At 37.5% G+C, this 20,029-nt stretch carries 17 protein-coding genes and 2 pseudogenes; 4 read left to right on the top strand and 15 right to left on the bottom strand.

Annotated features, from left to right (window positions below):
• The 14 genes and pseudogenes from HT685_RS06625 to HT685_RS06690 all read right to left on the bottom strand — a co-directional run.
• Positions 1 to 2,011, bottom strand: a 2,011-nt coding sequence (locus tag HT685_RS06625; protein WP_173278988.1) for a DUF1542 domain-containing protein, incomplete at its 3' end; no start/stop codon positions are given.
• Between the two features lie 779 nt (positions 2,012 to 2,790).
• Entirely contained in the window at positions 2,791 to 3,345 is a 555-nt protein-coding gene (locus HT685_RS06630; protein ID WP_306416194.1) for a PBECR4 domain-containing protein, read from the bottom strand.
• A 713-nt stretch (positions 3,346 to 4,058) separates the two neighbouring features.
• Positions 4,059 to 4,481, bottom strand: a pseudogene (locus HT685_RS06635) (hypothetical protein); the annotation flags it as partial.
• A complete protein-coding gene (locus tag HT685_RS06640; RefSeq protein WP_345789537.1) occupies positions 4,474 to 5,220 on the bottom strand; it encodes an ImmA/IrrE family metallo-endopeptidase in 747 nt (248 codons plus the stop codon). The pseudogene HT685_RS06635 and the gene HT685_RS06640, both read right to left, overlap by 8 nt.
• Positions 5,221 to 5,232: 12 nt before the next feature.
• On the bottom strand, positions 5,233 to 5,577 hold the full coding sequence (locus HT685_RS10285) for a helix-turn-helix transcriptional regulator (protein WP_001056000.1): 345 nt from the start codon (positions 5,575 to 5,577) through the stop codon (positions 5,233 to 5,235).
• A gap of 357 nt (positions 5,578 to 5,934) precedes the next feature.
• On the bottom strand, positions 5,935 to 6,885 hold the full coding sequence (locus HT685_RS06650) for an N-acetylmuramoyl-L-alanine amidase family protein (RefSeq protein WP_173278990.1): 951 nt from the start codon (positions 6,883 to 6,885) through the stop codon (positions 5,935 to 5,937).
• 375 nt (positions 6,886 to 7,260) lie between these two features.
• Positions 7,261 to 8,631 (bottom strand): MATE family efflux transporter, encoded by a 1,371-nt coding sequence (locus HT685_RS06655; protein WP_173278991.1) that lies wholly within the window; start codon positions 8,629 to 8,631, stop codon positions 7,261 to 7,263.
• 113 nt (positions 8,632 to 8,744) lie between these two features.
• Positions 8,745 to 9,911 (bottom strand): recombinase RecA, encoded by a 1,167-nt coding sequence (gene recA / locus HT685_RS06660; protein WP_173278992.1) that lies wholly within the window; start codon positions 9,909 to 9,911, stop codon positions 8,745 to 8,747.
• Between the two features lie 54 nt (positions 9,912 to 9,965).
• Entirely contained in the window at positions 9,966 to 11,222 is a 1,257-nt protein-coding gene (locus HT685_RS06665) for a competence/damage-inducible protein A (RefSeq protein WP_173278993.1), read from the bottom strand.
• Positions 11,223 to 11,305: 83 nt separating this feature from the next.
• Entirely contained in the window at positions 11,306 to 12,322 is a 1,017-nt protein-coding gene (locus HT685_RS06670) for an LCP family protein (RefSeq protein ID WP_000239274.1), read from the bottom strand.
• Positions 12,323 to 12,329: 7 nt separating this feature from the next.
• Positions 12,330 to 12,848 (bottom strand): GNAT family protein, encoded by a 519-nt coding sequence (locus HT685_RS06675; protein ID WP_173278994.1) that lies wholly within the window; start codon positions 12,846 to 12,848, stop codon positions 12,330 to 12,332.
• Positions 12,838 to 13,281, bottom strand: a complete 444-nt coding sequence (gene tsaE, locus HT685_RS06680; protein WP_000288238.1) for a tRNA (adenosine(37)-N6)-threonylcarbamoyltransferase complex ATPase subunit type 1 TsaE — start codon at positions 13,279 to 13,281, stop codon at positions 12,838 to 12,840. The genes HT685_RS06675 and tsaE overlap by 11 nt, the downstream gene beginning before the upstream one ends.
• Before the next feature lie 186 nt (positions 13,282 to 13,467).
• The gene (locus HT685_RS06685) at positions 13,468 to 14,088 is read right to left on the bottom strand and encodes a hypothetical protein (RefSeq protein WP_050989826.1); all 621 of its coding nucleotides are present in this window, start codon (positions 14,086 to 14,088) and stop codon (positions 13,468 to 13,470) included.
• A gap of 253 nt (positions 14,089 to 14,341) precedes the next feature.
• On the bottom strand, positions 14,342 to 15,205 hold the full coding sequence (locus HT685_RS06690; protein ID WP_173225220.1) for a helix-turn-helix transcriptional regulator: 864 nt from the start codon (positions 15,203 to 15,205) through the stop codon (positions 14,342 to 14,344).
• Between the two features lie 207 nt (positions 15,206 to 15,412).
• On the opposite strand from HT685_RS06690, the pseudogene HT685_RS10290 reads away from it, so the two are divergent.
• The 4 genes and pseudogenes from HT685_RS10290 (at position 15,413) to HT685_RS06705 (ending at position 18,890) form a co-directional block, all read left to right on the top strand.
• Positions 15,413 to 15,564 (top strand): annotated as a pseudogene (locus HT685_RS10290) (PhrA family quorum-sensing system peptide).
• Between the two features lie 164 nt (positions 15,565 to 15,728).
• A complete protein-coding gene (locus HT685_RS06695; protein WP_240148751.1) occupies positions 15,729 to 16,031 on the top strand; it encodes a hypothetical protein in 303 nt (100 codons plus the stop codon).
• Entirely contained in the window at positions 16,028 to 18,229 is a 2,202-nt protein-coding gene (locus HT685_RS06700; RefSeq protein WP_173225217.1) for an ABC transporter permease, read from the top strand. The genes HT685_RS06695 and HT685_RS06700 overlap by 4 nt, the downstream gene beginning before the upstream one ends.
• Positions 18,230 to 18,233: 4 nt before the next feature.
• Positions 18,234 to 18,890, top strand: coding sequence for an ATP-binding cassette domain-containing protein (locus tag HT685_RS06705; protein ID WP_033685029.1), 657 nt, complete (start codon positions 18,234 to 18,236; stop codon positions 18,888 to 18,890).
• Positions 18,891 to 19,570: 680 nt separating this feature from the next.
• Here HT685_RS06705 and ndk read toward each other — a convergent pair.
• On the bottom strand, positions 19,571 to 19,984 hold the full coding sequence (gene ndk / locus HT685_RS06710; RefSeq protein ID WP_061115000.1) for a nucleoside-diphosphate kinase: 414 nt from the start codon (positions 19,982 to 19,984) through the stop codon (positions 19,571 to 19,573).
• Positions 19,985 to 20,029 lie beyond the last annotated feature (45 nt).

The following is a 20,029-nucleotide window of genomic DNA, read 5'->3' on the forward strand; positions in this document are numbered from 1 at the left end:
GCTCTAACTCCTGAATCGCTGCTTGGTGAGTTGCCGCAGTGGCACTGACACCCTTGATGTTTCCTAAGCCACTAGCCTTCGCTTCATCTACTTTAGCTTTCGTATTTGCTGCGTCAACATTCGATTTCGCTGCTTTTAGGGCTTCGTTGACTTTCTTAACTGCCTCAGCTTTCTCTTCCTCTGTTAAGTGGTCAATACGGTCGAACGATTCCCTCTTAGTTGTTGCTGCTTGCTCTAACTCCTGAATCGCACTGTCCCTATCAATCGGATCTGTAGCTTGAATACTTCTATCTGACAGAGGGGAGATATAGTCTTCTTTTGGAGTTTCTGTTCCTTGATTGACAATTGCTAAAATCGCTTTCAGAGGTTCTTTTCCTATATTCTCTTTTCTATAATCAGTCGGAGTAAATACAGCAGTCCCGTCAGTCTTCACTAGCGTTACAGCAACAACTTCATACCCTTCTGCATGAGGATTTAACCAGTTATCACTATTACGACCACCTCTAACTAAAAAAGCTTTTACCTGTGTTCCAGATTGAATATGAGAACTTGGTAAATTTCCTGGCATTCTCACAGTAACTATTGGCTTATCATTTGCTTTTCCTTTTAAATCTTCGCTACTTGTATCAAATGAAACTTTAGGAAGATGGAAAATCATTGTTAATTCTTTTTGTACACTATGACCATTTTCCGCAATTGCTGTGACAACTATTCGCCTAGCTCCAAAAACATTTTGTGGTGGTGTACCAGTTGCTCGCAATACAGCTTTTCTAGTACCTTGTCCTTCTAATCGAAGATTTAAGTCCATTCCTTCTAGACCACTTACAGTGATATTTCTAATATTCGAATTATCTGATTCTGCAACCCAAAACAAGTCTTTACCGTAGAATGGCGTATTATTCTGAAAATTCTTAGCAGTTCTATCATCGGTTAAATCTGTATACTTTCCATTTGGACCCGGTCCCCTTCTTCCATAACCAACTCTTAGATTTGAAGATATTGTATCTCTCTTACCTCGAGAATGTGAGGAGAAGCTCCCACCATTCTTTAATTGGACTGCCTTTTTATACTCCTCAAGTGCAGCATTAAAGACCTCCTGATTGACAAGCCCATTTTCTGATTGCCCTAATGCTTCGTTGAGTTTATCGTAGGCTTCCTTGAGTTTTTGGACTTGTTCTGGATTTTCAGTGCTGATCTTCAGTTCTTGGAGGAGAGTATGGATTTTTTCTGATAAAGGATAGCTCCCCTGACCATTTGTGTAGTCTGTAACTTCCTCCGTCGTTTCTTTGATTTCTTGATTTTCTGCTGGTGCTAGCATTGCAGGAGGGGTTAGTTGTCCTCTGCGACCTCGCCCCCGTCTGGGAGTTGGGCTTACTTCACTTGTAGTCGCGCTCCCTCCTTCCCCAAGCTGAGCTGGGGATGTGAGTCCACCAGCCAAAGCCTTGTTAACCTCCTCAGTCAAGGCTTTCATGACTTGAACCTGGGCATTAACCTCCTCTTGACTGGAGTTTGGATTATCAAGAACAGCTTTAGCTCTTGCTAGACTTTCCTCTACACGAGCATGAAGTTCTTTCATAGAATCCAGAGTCAGATTGGCAAGTAAAGCTTGTAGACTAGTTTGAGCAGATTGGGCAAGCGACTTATCTACAACTATACTGATTGCCTCTGCTTGATTCTCTTTCTTACCTTCTTCGCTATCTTTTACTAGAGACTTGTTTTTATCTGAACTTTCTTGATTGCCTTGGGTAGAAGGCTCTAGCTGGTTGGGATTTTTACCAGAAGTTTTTTCGCTTAAAGCCTCAGCCCCATCCGAGGAAGAACTTATAACATCACTGGTTCTAGCCACTTCGCTCTCTGTAGCTGGAGAAATATCAGGCGTTTGCGCCTGTACTGTCCCATTGGCAAAAAACATCAGCGCCGCAACGGCAACGCTGGCAGCACCAAAGTGGTACTTCCTTATTGAATAACGGAAAATTTTCTCTCCATTACCATCATTCTTTTTCTTGAACATAAGTGAATCCTTTCCTCGCCTGAGGCTTTCTCCGAGCTTAGAAAGCGCGCAAAAAGCCGATAGACGATAATATATCAACTCTATACTAACACTTCTGACGTACAAATCAACCCCATCGCTGATAAGATAGAATCAGGAAATACAAGAAAAAAGCGATATTATATATATATATATATATGCATAGATGTGTAAAACCTTTTGATACAGCCTATTTTTTAACAAAGAAACAACAATTATACTACATTTATATATGCACTTTCTCTACCATGCTAATATTACATTTTTGTTACGTTTTGATTACACATACATTTCAAAAAAATATGATGGAAACCTAAGTATTTTATAGTAATTCCCTTCCTATCAATTAAGTCAACAGTTGAGTGTTACACCCTATCCTCAGCAAAGGACTATGATCAGCATTTCCTAGCCACTAGGACGCTCCAAATCACCTATTCTAAGTCCATCACTAGCTTGGTCAGTAAGATACCTACGGTAAGGCGACGCTGACGTGGTTTGAAGAGATTTTTATTGAGTATAATTTTAACTTCTTATTTTTCATTCCTATTCCTTAAATAAAAAGCTCACTAAAAAAGTGAGCAACATTTCCAATGAGATACTTCTGTTGACGAGCGCGTCTCTCCGCCCCCTCATTGCCTTGCGAAGAGGCTTGGCGAATCGAAAGGAGGTGTTTTTTCCTGTTTTCAATTCTACTTATTTTTGCACATTTTTTTAATTTTATCAAACAAAAAACGCAAGCCGAAGCCTGCGAAAAGTTTTTTTTATAACCATTTAATTTCTTTCACATCTGTTTTACGAACTTTAGCATATTTCTTAGCGCTTGTAAAATGTAGAGTAACCGGTTTAAACACTCCACTTTTATCTCTTCGTAAACCTAAAATTGCGGATCGTTTGTTTCTATCTTCAAAAAATATGACGTCCAACTTCATAGTGTTTTTAGATAAATCTTTGGCTAGGATACAACAACTTGTTATCTTAGAATAGAAGATATCACCGATAAAACTATACAAAGATATCCTTTCTATAACATCGTTGTACATGGGATTATTTTTATATTCTTCCAAAATAAAAACACCAGCTTGAATAGCAGGTATTGTTTGACTAGCATAATCTCGTGTGATTTTGTGCAAGCCAAATAAGTGATGTAAATCAGTCAAGCAAAAATCTACTTCGAAAGTCTCTAAATGCTTATAATTCGTTGATACTTGACATGTTTTTCCATCGAATTTCTCTTGATAATCTAAAATACAATCAAGTAATTTCAACGACAAACTCCATATTTTCTCAAAATAAAAAAAGCACGGGGCAGTTCTCACTACTGCCCAAAGTGGATGATTAGAGTCGGCTTCTCTAACTCCCTATGTTGTGCTTATTAGGCTTATCGCAAGGGAACAGTTTTTAGCTCTGCCAAGCCACATAGCGTGCTTACTACTATGTGTCCATGTCTCCATGGATTGCCGAGCGGTTTAACGACGTTTTGGGAGTCGGGATAACGAGAAAAGTGATACTTTTACGTTTTTTCCAACTTAATTATGACATCTTTCTTTAAAAAAGTCAATATTTATCGCTTTCTTTAACGAAAAAAATCCCACAAGAACGAATCCTGTGGGGAGATACACATTTTAGAAAAGCTTTCCTTTATTCTACTATTTTTCTTGTATTTTATCATTCAGTATGATAAAATACAAGTTTTTTGATAAAATAACCAAAAACTACTCGCTATCCCCTCTCATATCACCCTACATATCGTTTGACATGCGACTGATAGTTCAGGGAAACTTCAAGGACAACTTTTCTCTCATCCCCTATATAGGTCATTTCTACTCTTATAGGCTCAATTTGACACTTTTCTTCTTCGAAGTGCTCATATGCCTCCTGAATAGTGAGTTCGATTTATCCAAATCTATTTTTGTCTATTTTGATGAACACTTCCACGAAGATAGTCTGAAAAAGAAGCCGCCCCAATTTTCCTTCTCTTTTTAAGCATATTATTCCAGATATGATTCCCCTCTTGTTCAGTAATGAATTTTGCCTTAAAGGCTTCAACCAGTATATCTCCTGTTGTCATATGTTCTAAAGAAAATTCTTCTACATATGGTTCAACATCTCTTAGGTTATTACTTCCTAATATCCCGTTATGCTTTTTCGCTAAGGAAATAGAAGCCGCTTCTCCCTTACCAATAACCTTGTTACTATCATGATTTCTTGTTAAATCTCTATATAATGCGTATTCCTCAGTTCCAATGTCTATGCTCACAATCTCAGCTGAACCCTTAGCTACTAACTGGTCTATCCTAGATTTTAAATGGGGAATTGTAGGTATATTGATTTCATCATACACCTCTTGTGGAATAACAATTTTACCCGAATAGAGCTTTTCTAAAAGATATTCAGTGCCAACCCATAAAAATGCTGAAATACAATCTGTATCAATAAATACACGACTAGTCAAACGACAACTCCCCCTCTTCATCTAGCCCATATACAATATCATATCTGAAAGCATCTAGTAGCAGTTCCTCATACTTCCCTTGTGAAATTCTGTTATTTTCTAAAAGTTGTTCAGTCGATTTAATATAGTGTCCTAATACCATTTCCTTTTTACTTTCTGACAAAGGACGATATAAACTTGTATCATAGCCTAATCTTGAAGCTGTCTCTATAACACTAATATCCATATTTTTAATTTCTTCTGCGTCAAGGTATCCATCATTCCGCAATCTATATAACATAGCTTTATGACTGATACCATAAAACTGACCTAATTTTATAATATCTTCTACTTCAAGATGAGTTCTATTGGCACTTTCTCTTATTTCCTCAACCATCCTATACAGTGAAGATGGGGAAATTAAAAAATAAGAAGCAAACTGATCCGCTTTTCTTTCAGTTTCATCTCCTTCACCAATCAAAATAAAACTGACTGAACTCTTCTTCACCTCATCATAATAAAGATGATACAGTTCATGTGCTAAAGAAAATCTTTGCCTTCCTAATGACATGTCTGAATTGATTACAATGAGACTTGACTGAGTTCCTTTATAACAGACTCCGCTAATATTCTTTCCGAGTCCATAAAATACCAGCGTCAAATTCTCTATCTTTTGTACCAATTTAAAAATATCTATCGGCGCTTCACCATCAGCTCCCAACTTTTTTCTAAGATTTGAAGCTTTATTACTTAAATCCATTTTATCAATCATTTATTTTGTCTCCAATAGCTGATCTATCTCAAATTGATTCAATACAATTTTATTGATTTTCGCTAAAACTTTAAGATCTTGGTCTACTATTTTATTTTTTCTAAACGATATGACACACTGTTGTTCAGCTTGTTCGCCAAACAAAAGATATTCAACCGTACAGCAAAACAGGGCAGATAGTTTCTCAATAACATCCGACGTGATATTCCTTTCACCTTTTTCCATTTTGGCAATCATGCTTTGATTCAAAGACAAATATTCAGCAATCTTATCTTGAGTAAGATTTGAAGATATTCTAAGTTCTTTTATTCTTTTTCCAACATCACATACATTTATCATATTCATACACCTCTCATAAAAAGAATAGCACACCCTTGTCATAAAGTCAATTTTTTAAATAAAAAAATTATGACAAAACAAGGAAGCAATTTATTGATACTGCTTAAAAATCCAAAATTGATGATAGTAAACCTATTTGATGAGTTCCTATCAAAAATCGTATCTTCAACCTCAAAACAGTACTTAAAGCTATCCGACTCGGTTTTAGATTTTATTTGAGCATAGCTTTCTAGTTTGCTTTTTGATTTTTATTTAATATAGTAGCAAAAATTGAAGGAAATATCTCCACAAGAAAACGCATACTATTAAGCTTTTTCAAGACCTAATAATATGCGCTGTTCTGATTTGAAAGACATTCCATTATTATTTTACTGTTATCAAGCCTTCAGGCTCGACTGTAAATTCTGGTCTGTCTGCTATCGTACCATCTTCTTTAAGGTAATACCAGCCATCATTTGATTTGACAAAGGCATTGGAAACCATGTCCCCATTTTGACTATCAAGATAGTACCAAGTCTCCTTGTATTTAATCCAGCCTGTTTTCATAGCACCTTCTCCATCGAAATAGTACCACTTCTCAGCGATTTTCTTCCAGCCTGTAGCCATTTCGCCTGACTGATCAAACCAGTACCAGTTGCCGTCTATGTGCTTCTTCCAACGGTCTGCAAGCATATATCCTGAACCGTCAAAGTAATACCAAGTACCATTTACTTTCTCAAACTTATCTTTTGGATAAGAACCGTCTGAGTGTACATACCAGGTGCCAGTATCGTTCTGTTGCCATCCTGCTTCAATCGTCAAGCCGTTTTCAATATCCTGCTTAAACTTCTCACGGCTAATACCCCATTTGGCAAGATAAGGATAGGGGTCAATGTGATCTGAGTTATTATCGGGTTGGTTATTGGTGCAGTATTCGTGTGTCTTGATACCTGCTAAATCAGCAGTATCAAGCGTTTTAGGTATCCCAGCCTCGTCTGCTAGATTGCGCAAGAGTTCGATATAGAGGCGATAGTCAATCAGAAACTCTTCTTTTGATTCATGACTTTCAATCAGTTCAACTTGTGCATAACCTTCTGCATTCCAACCGCCCCCAACGTCCCAGGCACCATTATCAACAGGTCCTACCTGCATAACACGACCATTACCGACTACGTGAGAAAAGAAGCCCAATTCAGGATCTTTTCTGTAATGGTAGTCAGCCTCATTTTGCACCGTTGAGTTACGGTTGCCTGTGGAATGGGCATGGACTTGCCTATATGGTTGCACGCCGACTTGAGGCAAATCTGTTCTTAATTTACTCACATCAATTTCCATATTCTACTCCTTATCAATTAAAACAACTCATTTTTTACAATCCAGAACCAGAAACTCCTTTATTTCTACCTCATAAAGAATACAATCCTAGTCACGATTGGCCTTGTAGATAGAACTTCAAAACGCACTATTTTGATACTGTAAATAGGACTGACAAGGTCTGCATTCTATCTACAATAACACCCCAGACTAAAAAGCTTTTCAAAAGTATATTTTTACAGTCTCTATATGTCCTTTTCATAAATACTATACTTTATTATATCATATAAAAGAAGTCAAAAGTCTGTTAAACTATTTTCAAGACCAAACTAAAGGAGAGAACACAAGTTTTTTCGATTTTCACTAGAGGAAATGGATTTTATTTAGCAAATCAAGCTAGGATGGTACTTTTGCTGCCAAGATTTCCTTGCCTTCTTTTATCAAAGGGTGACGAAACAGTGAGAAATAAAGTTGAATGGTCATGGCAACCCAGATAAGGGGTTCGCAAAGGATAACTCCCTTATAGCCTGCCCAAGGGATAATCAAGACCACAAAAGCGATTTTCCCGATTAGTTCGATAAAGCTAGAAACCAGCGGAAGGACTTTTTGTCCCAACCCCTGCAAACAATTGCGATAAATCAATAAGAGACTCAAAATGGGATAGAAGGCTGAACTGATTTGCAGATAGAGACTGCCATTTTCTACCAAGTAGCTATCCGTCGAACTAGCCAAGAAGGAAACCAAGACTGGACTGGCAAAAAATAGGAAGACACAAACAAAAACTGCCCAGGACATACTTAAACGACTGCCGATTCGAAGACCTTGAACAATGCGGTCTGGTCGCTTAGCTCCTAGATTCTGAGAAGCAAAGGTCGTCATCGAGGCAGAAATAGCAGTCATAGGAAGAAGGGCGAAGGCCATAATGCGTCGAGCTGCCGTCTGGGCACTAATAATCACTGCCCCAAAAGTATTAACAGAAGACTGTAAAATCACACTGCCGATGGAAACAATTGAACTCATCAAGCCCATAGCCAAACCTTGCTCCAAGAGATCTGCGTATAAGGCCTTGTCCCATTTGAAATGCTTGAGTTGAGGCAAAAGTTCTGGCACACTCTTACGAATATAGTAAAAGCAGAGAATTGCTGATAAGCCTTGCGAAATAATGGTAGCAAGGCCCGCAGATTGAACCCCCAGTTGCAGTTGCGTAATAAAATAGAGATCCAAAACCACATTGACCAAGGCAGAAAAAATCAAAAATCCAAGGGCAGCTAGACTGTCCCCAATAGACCGCAACAAGCCTGCAAAAAGATTATAAGCAAAGCTGACACCGACACAGGTCACAATCATAGAAATATATTGATAAGATTGATGAAGAATTTCTGCAGGAGTATCTAGGTACTGTAAAAGAGGATACAAACCAAGAAAGCCCAGCAACATCACTACAATACTCAAAAGAGCCCCTAAAATCCAGGTGGCTGCTACTGCTTCCTTGATTTTAGTGAAATTCCGAGCCCCGTAATAACGGGCAATGACAATCCCCATGCCATTGCCAACACCAAGCGTAAAGCCTATAATCAAGTCAAAAATCGCTGTCGTCGCCCCTACTGCAGCCAAGGAATCTTGACCCAGAAATCGCCCAACAATCAAGACATCAGCAGTGTTATAGAGCTGTTGAAAAATATTAGACAGCAAGATTGGGAAGGCAAAACTCACAAGCGAGGGAAGAATCGGACCATGAATCAGGTCCACTGTTCGTTTTTTATTCATAAGGCTATTATATCAGCTTTCTAGAGGAGCGACAAGAAACAGCAAACTATAGTCAATCTGAAATCTTGAACAAAAATCGAAAAAGTAGCGGATTTCTCCACTACTTTAACAACTTATTCTTCAATTTCGATTTCAAGTTCATCGCCTAGGTCAAGTGTAACTTCTTCATTCACGGCTTCTTCTTTCTTTGGCTCATCTTTTTTGTTTTCAGTATCTTGTTCTGAAGCTTCTTCTCCATCAATCAAGTCAAATTTAGAACGGACTTGCTTATCAATTTCATCAAAGATTTCTGGGTGATCTGCCAAGTATTTTTTAGCATTCTCAGAACCTTGCCCAATTTTTTCATCTTTGTAAGAATACCAAGCCCCTGCTTTTTTGATAATATCCAAGTCGCTTGCAATCTTCAAAAGCTCACCAGTCTTAGAAATTCCTTCTCCGTACATAATTTCAACTACGGCTTCCTTAAACGGTGGAGCTACCTTATTTTTTACAACCTTAATCTTAGTTTCTTTACCGACATTGGTTTCTTTTTGGTCACCAGTTCCCTTAATTTGTGTATTACCACGAACATCCAAACGCACTGAAGCATAGAATTTCAAAGCACGTCCACCAGGTGTTGTTTCTGGATTTCCAAACATCACTCCAACTTTTTCACGCAATTGGTTGATAAAGATGGCAATTGTTTTGGTTTTATTGATAGAGGCGCCAAGTTTACGCATGGCCTGACTCATCATACGAGCCTGCAAACCAACGTGGCTATCTCCGATATCGCCATCAATTTCCGCACGAGGGACAAGGGCCGCAACTGAGTCGACCACGACAAGATCTACAGCACCTGAGTCAATCAATTTTCCTGCAATCTCAAGACCTTGCTCTCCTGAGTCTGGTTGTGACAAGAGCAATTCGTCAATGTTGACACCAAGGGCCGCAGCATAAGCTGGATCGAGGGCATGTTCCGCATCGATAAAGGCAGCAATACCACCTTCTTTTTGCGCTTGTGCAACTGCATGAAGGGCAACCGTCGTCTTACCAGATGACTCTGGTCCATAGATTTCAATGATACGTCCCTTAGGATAACCACCTGAACCAAGGGCAATGTCAAGAGCCAAGGAACCTGAGCTCATCACTTGCACCTTTTGCTCGGCACGTTCACCCAAACGCATGATTGATCCTTTACCAAAGTCTTTCTCAATCAGTTTAAGAGCGTCATTCAAGGCTTTTTCACGTTCTGCCCCAAATTTTTTTGAAATTTCTTCTAATTTTTTTGGTTTTTTCGCCATTCTATTCTCCTACATTCTAATAGTCCTTAGACCTATCTACTATTATATCAAAAGTTAGTCACTTAATAAAGCCTTGCGAACTAGGTTAAAGGCATGCATAACCGCAATGTGACGTACATCTGCTCGACTTCTGCCTCCAATATTTACCTTGATGACCTCTGTTCCATGCTCCTGTGCCAAGCCTATAAAGACTGTTCCAGCTGGGTGTCCTTCTAGGCTATCTGGTCCTGCCACTCCAGTCAAACTAATTCCAAAATCTGACTGGGTCTTACTTCGTGCCTGCTCAGCCATCTTCTGAGCTGTAAATGCAGATACCACACCGTGTTCTTCCAAATCCTTGGCAAGAATATCCAACATCTTTGATTTTTCCTCCAAGCTATAGGTCACAAAACCACCCTTAAATATACTTGAAGCTCCTGAAAAATCCGCTACCCTAGCTTGGAAAAGACCTGCTGTCAAACTCTCTGCAGCCGTGATAGTTTTCCCTTGTTTTTTCAGTTCTTCTACCACAATGCTGGCTAAACTAGTTTCTTCCCCATAACCATAACAAAGGTCTCGTAAAGAAAGTCCTTCAAAGGTCTGGCGATTCAAGATTTGATGTTCCAAAATATCCAGCACTTGATTCGCCTCTTCTTGACTGCTAGCCTTTGTTGACAGACGCAAGGTTACCTCTCCTGTCTTGGCATAAGGTGCCAAGGTAGGATTGGTCTGATTATCAATTAAATCAGCCAAAATCGTCACCAGCTGGCTCTCGCCAATCCCAAAGAAACGAAGAACTCGGGAATACAACTTGCTCCCTGTCATCAACTTGGGTAGAAGTTGGTTTAAAACCATAGGTTTCAATTCACTTGGTGGACCTGGAAGGACAACGTAGGTCACTCCATCGACTTCCAATATTCCTCCCACAGCCAGTCCTGTTTCGTTGGGCAGCGGAGTCGCTCCTTCTACAATTTGAGCTTGTCTTTCGTTATTCGGTGTTCGGGCATAGTCTGGTCTCTGGGCAAAAAAGACATCCAACTTCTCCTGGGCCTGAGGATCGAAGACTAATTCTTTCCCTAAAAATTTAGCCAGAGTTTGTTTGGTCAAATCGTCCTCAGTTGGCCCCAAACCACCTGTCAAAATCACCAGACTGCTACGTTGACTGGCAATCTCAAGCAGGGATAAGAGACGAGCTTCATTGTCTCCTACAGCCGTCTGAAAATAAACATCTACCCCAATTTCTGCTAATTTTTCCGATAAAAACTGAGCATTTGTATTGACAATCTGTCCTGTCAAAATCTCTGTTCCAACAGCAATGATTTCTGCTTTCATGTTTCCTCCTACCTATCTATTCGTATTTTTTTGAAAAAATCGCAGGAAATTTCCTACGATTGATTTTTTATTTGTATCAAAAGTTAATTATCTTCATCACCAACAGGGGCTCTGCCAAATAAATCTTCAAATAAGACCGCATTGGTTTCAAGCTGAGTGACTTCTTCTTGTCCCAAAGAACGTCGGAGTAGATTTTGCATTTCCAACATATGTGCTCTCGAAACAATCTGGTAAGAAACACCTTGAAGCATCTCTCCTTCACCCTGCAACTGCTGAGTTTCAATGGTTTTAAATGAATCTTTATAGCCTAGCAAGTTAGGGATACTTTTTGCAGACAAATCAATATTGGTCTGCATATTGTCACTCAAAGCTTTTAGAATCTCTTGATAATGACCAACGCTATTTAAACTGAGAGCTTTTTCCATGACTTTTTGAATAACTTCACGTTGACGTTTTTGACGACCATAATCCCCCTCAGGATCTTGGTAACGCATTCGTGCATAGACTAGGGCTTCTTCTCCCCCAATATGTTGCTCCCCAACACCGATAGAAATGGTATTAAATTCTTCTTGGTCACTGATAGAAATTGGGAAACCTAGGGTATTATTGACTGTAATACCACCTACTGCATCCACTAGTTTTTGCAACCCTTTCATATTGACCATCACATAGCGATCAATATGGATATTCATCATTTTTTGAATGGTTTCTATAGCAAGCTCTGCTCCACCATCTGCATATGCTGAATTCAGTTTCGCTTCATGAGCCTGACCATTCCCTGATTCAATGCGGGTCAGAATATCCCGCTCTAAACTCATCATCGTTGTTTTTTTCGTTTTAGGATTCACTGTCATCAAGATCATGCTATCACTTCTACCGACCCAAGTTTCAGTTCGTTCAGCATTTCCGGTGTCCACTCCCATTAACAGAATGGTTAGAGGTTCAGTCGCTTCAATAACCTTGGTTTCTTCGCCGATTTTTTTATAGGTTTTAGCTAAGGTTTCTGTCCCTTGTTGATAAATAGTATAAGCAAAAATACCTGCTCCTACTACAGTTACAGAAAGTAAAGCCAGCACCATTCCAATAATTTTTTTAACCATATTTCTACTAATCTATCAGTTTACCCATCAAGTAAACATCGATAAATTTCCCTTCTTCTATATATGCTCCACGCTCTTGGCGACCTTCAATTACAAAGCCATGCTTTTGATAAAGATGGACTGCAGCCTGATTACGAGTTTGGACAGTTAGTTGGAGACGACGCAGAATGCCACTTGCTTGTGCCCACTCTATCGCTTCTTCTAGCAACAAACTTCCCAAGCCATTATTCCAATATTTCTTACCAATCACAATAAAGAGATCTCCAATATGACGGACTCTCTTGCGCTGGTCAGCTGTAATATTTACAATACCAGCAATTTTATCATTTAAAAATGCAAGTAAGGTTATCTGATTGTCCGAACTAGCTTGCTTATTGAGGAATATTTCCATCTCCTCACTGGTCAAGAGAATACCATCTCCGTCTAGGCTGGTAAAATCTGTCTCCAAACTTACACGATTTAAAAAGGCCACTAATTCAGCTGCATCTTTAGGCTCTGCTTCTCTAATGAGCAATTCATACTCCATGTTGAAGCTCCTCTAAGAGTTTTTCTGCACGCAAACCCTTTGCCTGAAAATTTAAACGACGTCCATCTGCTTCTTTTAGAATTTCCAATTCTAAATAAGTATCTGGCAAGGCATCTCCTAAGAGATTCCCCCACTCAATAACAGTCACGCCTCCACCAAAGAGAAATTCATCCAAGTCGATAGAATCCGCATCTCCTTCAATTCGATAAACATCTAGGTGATAAAGTGGCAGTCTGCCTTCATACTCTCTTACGATAGTATAGGTTGGACTTTTAATCATTTGAGAAATCTGTAAACCTTTAGCAAGTCCTTTAGTAAAGGTTGTTTTACCTGCACCCAGTTCTCCAGTTAAGATTAAAACATCATTCTTTTCTAATAGATGACCCAAACGCTCCCCTAAGGCTTGTAGCTCTTCTTCATTTTTTGTGTACATACTCTTATTATACCAAAAACTTTTCTGTTGTGTCTATTTTCCTACTAAACTTATACTCAATGAAAATCAAAGAGCAAACTAGGAAGCTCGCCGCAGGCTGCTCAAANNTTGCAGATAGAGCTGACGTAGTTTGAAGAGATTTTCGAAGAGTATTACCATCATAACATCCATAAAAACAAGCTTTCTCTAAAAGAAAATGAGCGTAGCAATGACCAATACAAGATCTCGGAAAATATGACCATAAAAGGAAACTTCCTTTTTAACAGAATTTGGGACAAGATAGGCTGCAAAAAACAAACCCAGTCCAATATAAATCAGAAGTGAGACAATGGTCATTGGATTTCTTAAGAAGAGAAGTGTTGCTAAAATAGTCACCAACACCGTCTTTTTTCTGTCTAGCATAGCAAGCAAATCGCGCATGTATTTTTTTAAGGGTAAAAAAATCAACAAATCTAGCCCAAATAGAAAGAAAAAGGATGGCAATAAAAAGTCAACTAATTCTTGCTGTAGCGTATTTTTGATGAACAAGTTGTCTGACAAGACAAGAACAGCTCCTAACAAATTAATTAAGAGTAACATACTGTAAAAAAGCTTCACCGACTTCTTACTGGCTAGGACACTATGAACTTCTTGCTTACGAGTATAAAGATAATTTACTCCAGCACAGATTCCTGAAACGAAGACCATACTTCCAATAAAAAAAGCTGTACTTTGTTTAAAGGACAAGATGCATTCTTTCCATAGGAAACAGCTACTCAAACTGATTTGAATTAAAGCTAACAAAAATAAGATTCTCATTGATTTCATCTTTTCTCTCCCTTCCTACCAATCATTATACTAGGAGAAAAGAGAGAACTGTTTCTAATCTTCTCAAATGTCTTTTTAAGACGCTAAACAAACATGAGAGGCTAATACTCAATGAAAATCNNGCAGATAGAGCTGACGTGGTTTAAAAGAGATTTTCGAAGAATATAAATTGAAATAAGGCTGATAGTATTCATTTCACTATCAGCCTTACAGGTTATTTAACGTTTCAGAAAAACTATAATGTCAAGATTAACTAAACAGTATCTAATTCCTTCAAATAATTTTCTATCTTCATCAGCATTAAAGGATTGTTATAAATCTTGCACAGCTCTCTTGCTTCTATATAATAATTTTTGACTTGTTCTTTGTCTAGAAATTTGGCTCCAGCATTTCCTACAAGAATAAGTAGAGGAGCCAGTTGGTAGCTTGTCTGTCTTTGTTTACAGAGTTCAATCGTCTCAAGAGCTTCTTGGATGGCTTCATTATATTTTCCCTTTGATACTAGGTAGTGAGCGTAGTTGTAACGAACTCTGATGTAGCCAAATAAAAACTCTTGATGCTCAAAATTTTTTGTCTGATATAACTCCATTAAATGAGAGTAGTTTGCCTCATATTCTTGTTCACGACCCACTAAGGAATAGAAATTAGATAGAGTATTCAATGCCTTTAAATAAATCAGAGTATTTGAGGAGACTTTTAATAATATATTTTCCAATGAAGAAATAGCCTCACACTTACTGTCATATTGATAGAAGTCAATAATAGCTTTAATCCATTCAAGGTAAGTTCGGTCTTCTAGTGTTAGAAAAGTACTTCGTTCAATCTCTATTCTATAAATATATTCCAAATCGTCATAATTTCTATCATCTAATAGTCGAGCAGATAATTGCTTGAAATTAGAGAGGTTAGATTTAATTTCAATTTGTTCATTAAAAAAATAATCTAATGGCACTTCGAGTCGTTGGGAGAGTTTGAACAAAAGGTCTGCGGAGGGAATGAAATGCCCTCTCTCAATTTTACTAATCTGGCTTTGTTCACAAATTCCTTCTGCAAGAGTTTGTTGGGAGAGTCTCAACTCTTTTCTTTTCAATCTGAATTTCTCTGCGAGTGTATTCATTAAAGATAATAAACCTTCCTATTTGCTTAATTTCATTATAAAATTTTTAGTTCAAAATAGCAAGTTAAAGGAATAAATAATTCTTTACGGTAATAAACTGAAAAAAAAGTCAAAAATTACATAAAAATACTTGGCTAAATAAAATATATCTGTTAAAATAAGGATAACGAAAAAGAAAAGGGTTTCACGAATGAAAAAAATCGTGGAATTCAAAAATTAGCTATATTAGCATTACTAGGTGTTTTATGTTTAGTAATACAATTCCTTACCAATAGTTTATTAAGAAGAATAAACTATTGGAGATTCGAGTCCAATCACAAAAGAAGTCCAATGGTCTTGATGTTGGGAAGGCTGATTAGTTGATTAAATGATGAAAATACTATTAACTATATAGTATTTCTGTTTTATCTAACTTTTAATTAGAAAGAAGGGATTCCGATGTACTAGGGTTTGATTTGTTGATACTTCTAAAGGCAGTCATTGTTATTGTTAGATTTTAAGTGAAAGAAGTGAGGGCTTTACAATGAAGAAAAGCATAAAAAAAATAATTACAACATCTTTACTTACACTGACTTTAGCTGGTGCAGGTGGTTCGATTGTTTCAGCTGCAACAGTTTGGTATAAAGGTACTGCAGTTTATTGGAATTATGGTCGTACTGCTGGTCTTTGGAGCTATTCAAATGTTCAGTCTAGTGTTTACGAACACTCAGCAACTGCTAACGGGTCATTCTCAGGCTGGCAATCACCTGGAATAGAAGAACATGTTTCTAAATTCATTGGAACTGTACAGCTGAATGTTACTGGAATTGTAGGTAAGTACTTATGACATACAAAAACATATTATTAGGTAAAATGAGATACTTAATCCTGTTTTTGATTACTATCCAGAGTGCCTTACTTGCTCTGGTGGCAATTTTTTTAGCAGGTTTACAGTATCAACAGTCATGGCAGAGTTATAATCATCATTCCGGGACCGTAACAGTTTATCTTCAGAAGTTAACAGAAGAGCAATCACAAGATGTATTTAATTATTTTTTAGAACAGAGTGACTTGTCCATATGGACAAAACGTTCTGAAAGTAGTGATACAGGAGAAGGTCTAAATAGGATTTATATAGACATCCTTGGTAGCTCTGCTGGTTTTTCAGATTTTGAAAGTACGGGTAAAATAGTAGTCTCACAACAACAATTTGCAGATTTATTATCTCATAGTGATAATAGTATGACTATTGGACTTGACAAAGGGTCAAATAATATGCTTTACGAGCTTCCAGATTTATTATTTAGCACACCTGTAGTCATTGAACGATTAGATTATACTTTCCAAAACACTAATACGATTAATGGGATATACCATATCAATGGTCTCCACGATGCTGTCTCAAGAGATAACTTTCTGTTACATCTTTCAAAGATGTCAGGTATTTCTGTTGAGGATTTGACAAAAGAAAGTTTTGGAAGTAGTACTGATCAGGGAATTTGGGGAATAATACTTGCTATCAGCATCTTAGTAAATGCCTTCATTTTACTGATTCTATTCTTAATCTGTGTTCTTCAATCCTTTAAACATTTCGGAACATTGATTCTTTTAGGATGGGATAGAAAAGAATTATGGTCTGCTTTTTTCAAAAATTCTCTACTATTTTCAATCTACATTATTCCAATTATCTCTTTATGTAGTTGGTTGTTGTCAGGCTGGTCTAGTTTTGGTTTATCATCGTTTATTCTAGTTTTTGCTGGAGTCAGCCTCTCAGTCTTGTTGCTACTATTGATATTCATTATTCCAACGATTATTGTTTATTCGGTTTCTCCATTAGCCGCAATTCATAAACGATTACCAATGAAGCCTTTAATGGTAACCTGCTTGTTATTCTATACCTTGGTAGCTGGTTTGTTAATCGCAGTCAGTTACTCTTTAGATGCTCCAATGAATCAGTTTATTGAGAATATGAAAGTATCTAGGGAGTGGAAGAATGTTGAAGATATGTACGTTATATCCAGCTTTGTTGAGGGAAATGATGTAGGTACATATGCAGGAACTACAAATTCCCTTGAGCGTAGTATGTATAACTTTTACCAGCGTATATCTGAGCTTCCAGGTGTCTATATTGCCCAAGGAAAATTTCTTAATCAGGAGTACCTTGATGCAGTCTATGGGACATACCAGCATGTCCCTAAAAAACCATTTTGGTATTTGAAATTCTCCTATAATTACCTGCAAGAGCTAGGTATTCCCCTAAGTGATGAAGAGTTGCTAGAGATGAGGAATGGTACTCGACTTTATCTTCTACCTAACACGCTCAATACAGAAGAACTTGAGGTGATGAAGGCGTATTTACAGGAAAGTGTCACTGTAAAACCGGGAGATTTACAAACTAATTTCACAGAAAATCAGAAATTTATGTTCAAGGTTTACCAACCGTATCGACCAATATTTACTTGGTCAGATTCCATTTCTTATGGTACAACTAGTGAGAATCCAGTTATTTTTGTCTCAACACCAGAGAATTTATATTTCATGGAGTCGGCAAACTTAGTTGTCAGTGGCTATAATGGTCTTTTGAAGATTCGTGATAGGGAAACGATGGAACAGGTAGTGTCCGTTTTAGAAACAGAATTTCCAGATTTAACGGATAATCGGTTGAGTTTTACAACTGTCAAGAACTTTATCAATGGTCTTCAAAAAGATCTGAGTTATACATTTTATCTTTTCGGCACGATTATAGCGATTATCATCATTACGATGATGGCTATTTTCTGGAGTTTTGTCTTAATGTACCGCTTGTTATTTGAAGAAAAATTGTATGTCCAATACTTTATGGGATTCTCACCATGGAAAAGATATATTGGTGTGCTTTCTCTCATTATTAGTTTTTCTGTGATGGAACTAATCGTTTCTATCTTGGTGGGTTCTAAGTTGGGAATAGTCATGACACTAGCTACATTTGCTTTTCAGATAATGCTTCTTTACTTCAGTTTGTTCCGTAAAGAAGGAGAGAGTATCATACAATCATTTAAGGAGTAATCTCATGTCTAGAATTTCAGTACAAAATGTATCAAAACAATTTGGTTCAAGAGAAATTTTCAAAGACTTAAGCTTTGATATTGAGGAAAATGAATTTGTAGCTTTAGTAGGACCTTCTGGTTCTGGAAAATCGACTATCCTCAATATGATTGGACTATTGGATACTGTTGACAGTGGTAAAATCCTAATCAACGGAAAAGTTTTGCCTAAGGTAAATTCGCAATCAGCAGTTCATTATCGAAGGAATGTCATCAACTATCTTTTTCAATCCAATGCACTCATTTCTACATCTAGTGTGAAAGATAACCTGATGCTTGCCATGACTTTTTCGAATTTCTCTAGACAGGAGAAAGAGCAGAGAATCAAGGAAACGCTAGAATTTGTTGGTCTACAAAATCGGTTAAATAGTAAAATCAATGAATTATCGGGAGGTGAACAGCAGAGAATTGCGATTGTGAGAGCTATTTTAAAGCCCGGAGATATTGTCCTAGCAGATGAACCAACCGGATCTTTAGATCCTGAAATGTCTCAAAAAGCATTCGATTTGATTCGAACTTTGAGAGATCAATTTGGTAAAACAATTTTGGTTGTTACGCATAACATGGAGCAAGCACGGCAATGTGATAGGATTATTTCACTGGAGTCAGTTCTTGTAAATTAACTCAACCATTATTAGCACTTGATACGGTTACTTCTGAACCCATTTCAAAAGAAAACTATCTTTATTCCATGTTATTTTGAGGAAGATATTGTGAAAGTCAAAAATGATGATGAAGTTGAGTGGGATTTGTTAGAATTTCAAAAATTTAGAGCATTTTTGGCTTAGTAATATGTGTTGAAGGCTCAAAATCTATGATAAAAAGTAGCTTTGAAAACGTATTGCCTCCAAAGATTTAGTTAAATAATGATTTAACACAAAAAGAAATTATTGAAGTTCTGGAAAGATGTTGTTTCAGTATTGAAATCATCGAGAAAAAGTGGGAAAAACTTGCGATTTTCACAGAGAAAGGAAGAAAAAGTATAGAAATATAGTCAATTGAAACAAGAACAGAACAAAAGAGCCCTTTGTGCCATATTTTTCTCCTTTCGCTTTACAATTGGCTTGAACACCTTTTATTGTATCGTGCTCGGAGTTTTTTGTATAACCTTCGACGCGCACCCGCATAGCGGGTATTTTTTTGTCTCGCACCTAACGGAGCGAGACGAACTAATAGTCACTTAATCAAAAAACGCACCATATCAAAAACTAAAAAGTTTGATATCATGCGTCATGTCTTAAACTAATTGACTATACTTTCTATTCAAATGAGCTTTTAACCAATTGATTGAGCCAATCCACTCTTAAAACCAAAGAGCAATTTCTCGCTTAGCTGACTCTTCTGAATCTGAACCATGTACAACATTTTGGATAACCTCATTTTCTCCAGCAGCTTTTGCAAAATCACCTCGAATAGTTCCTGGTAAAGCTTCTTCTGGACGAGTCGCACCCATCATAGTCCGCCAAGTTTCGATTACTTTGGGACCAGAAATGATACCTACAAGAACCGGTCCTGAAGTCATAAATTCACGAATCGGCGGGTAAAAACTTTGACCAACCAAGTCCTGATAGTGCTGGTCAATCAACTCTTCTGAAACCTGTGAACGCAACTCCAATTTTTCGATTGTAAATCCACGTTGTTCGATGCGTTTCAACACCTCACCCACTAGTCCTCTTTTTACACCATCTGGTTTAATGATAAAAAATGTTTGTTCCATACCCGTCTCCTTTGTCAGCTTCTTTCTTTTATACTCTTCGAAAAT

Origin of the sequence: Streptococcus sp. 5004 (assembly GCF_013276755.1) — a bacterium.
GTDB lineage: Bacteria > Bacillota > Bacilli > Lactobacillales > Streptococcaceae > Streptococcus.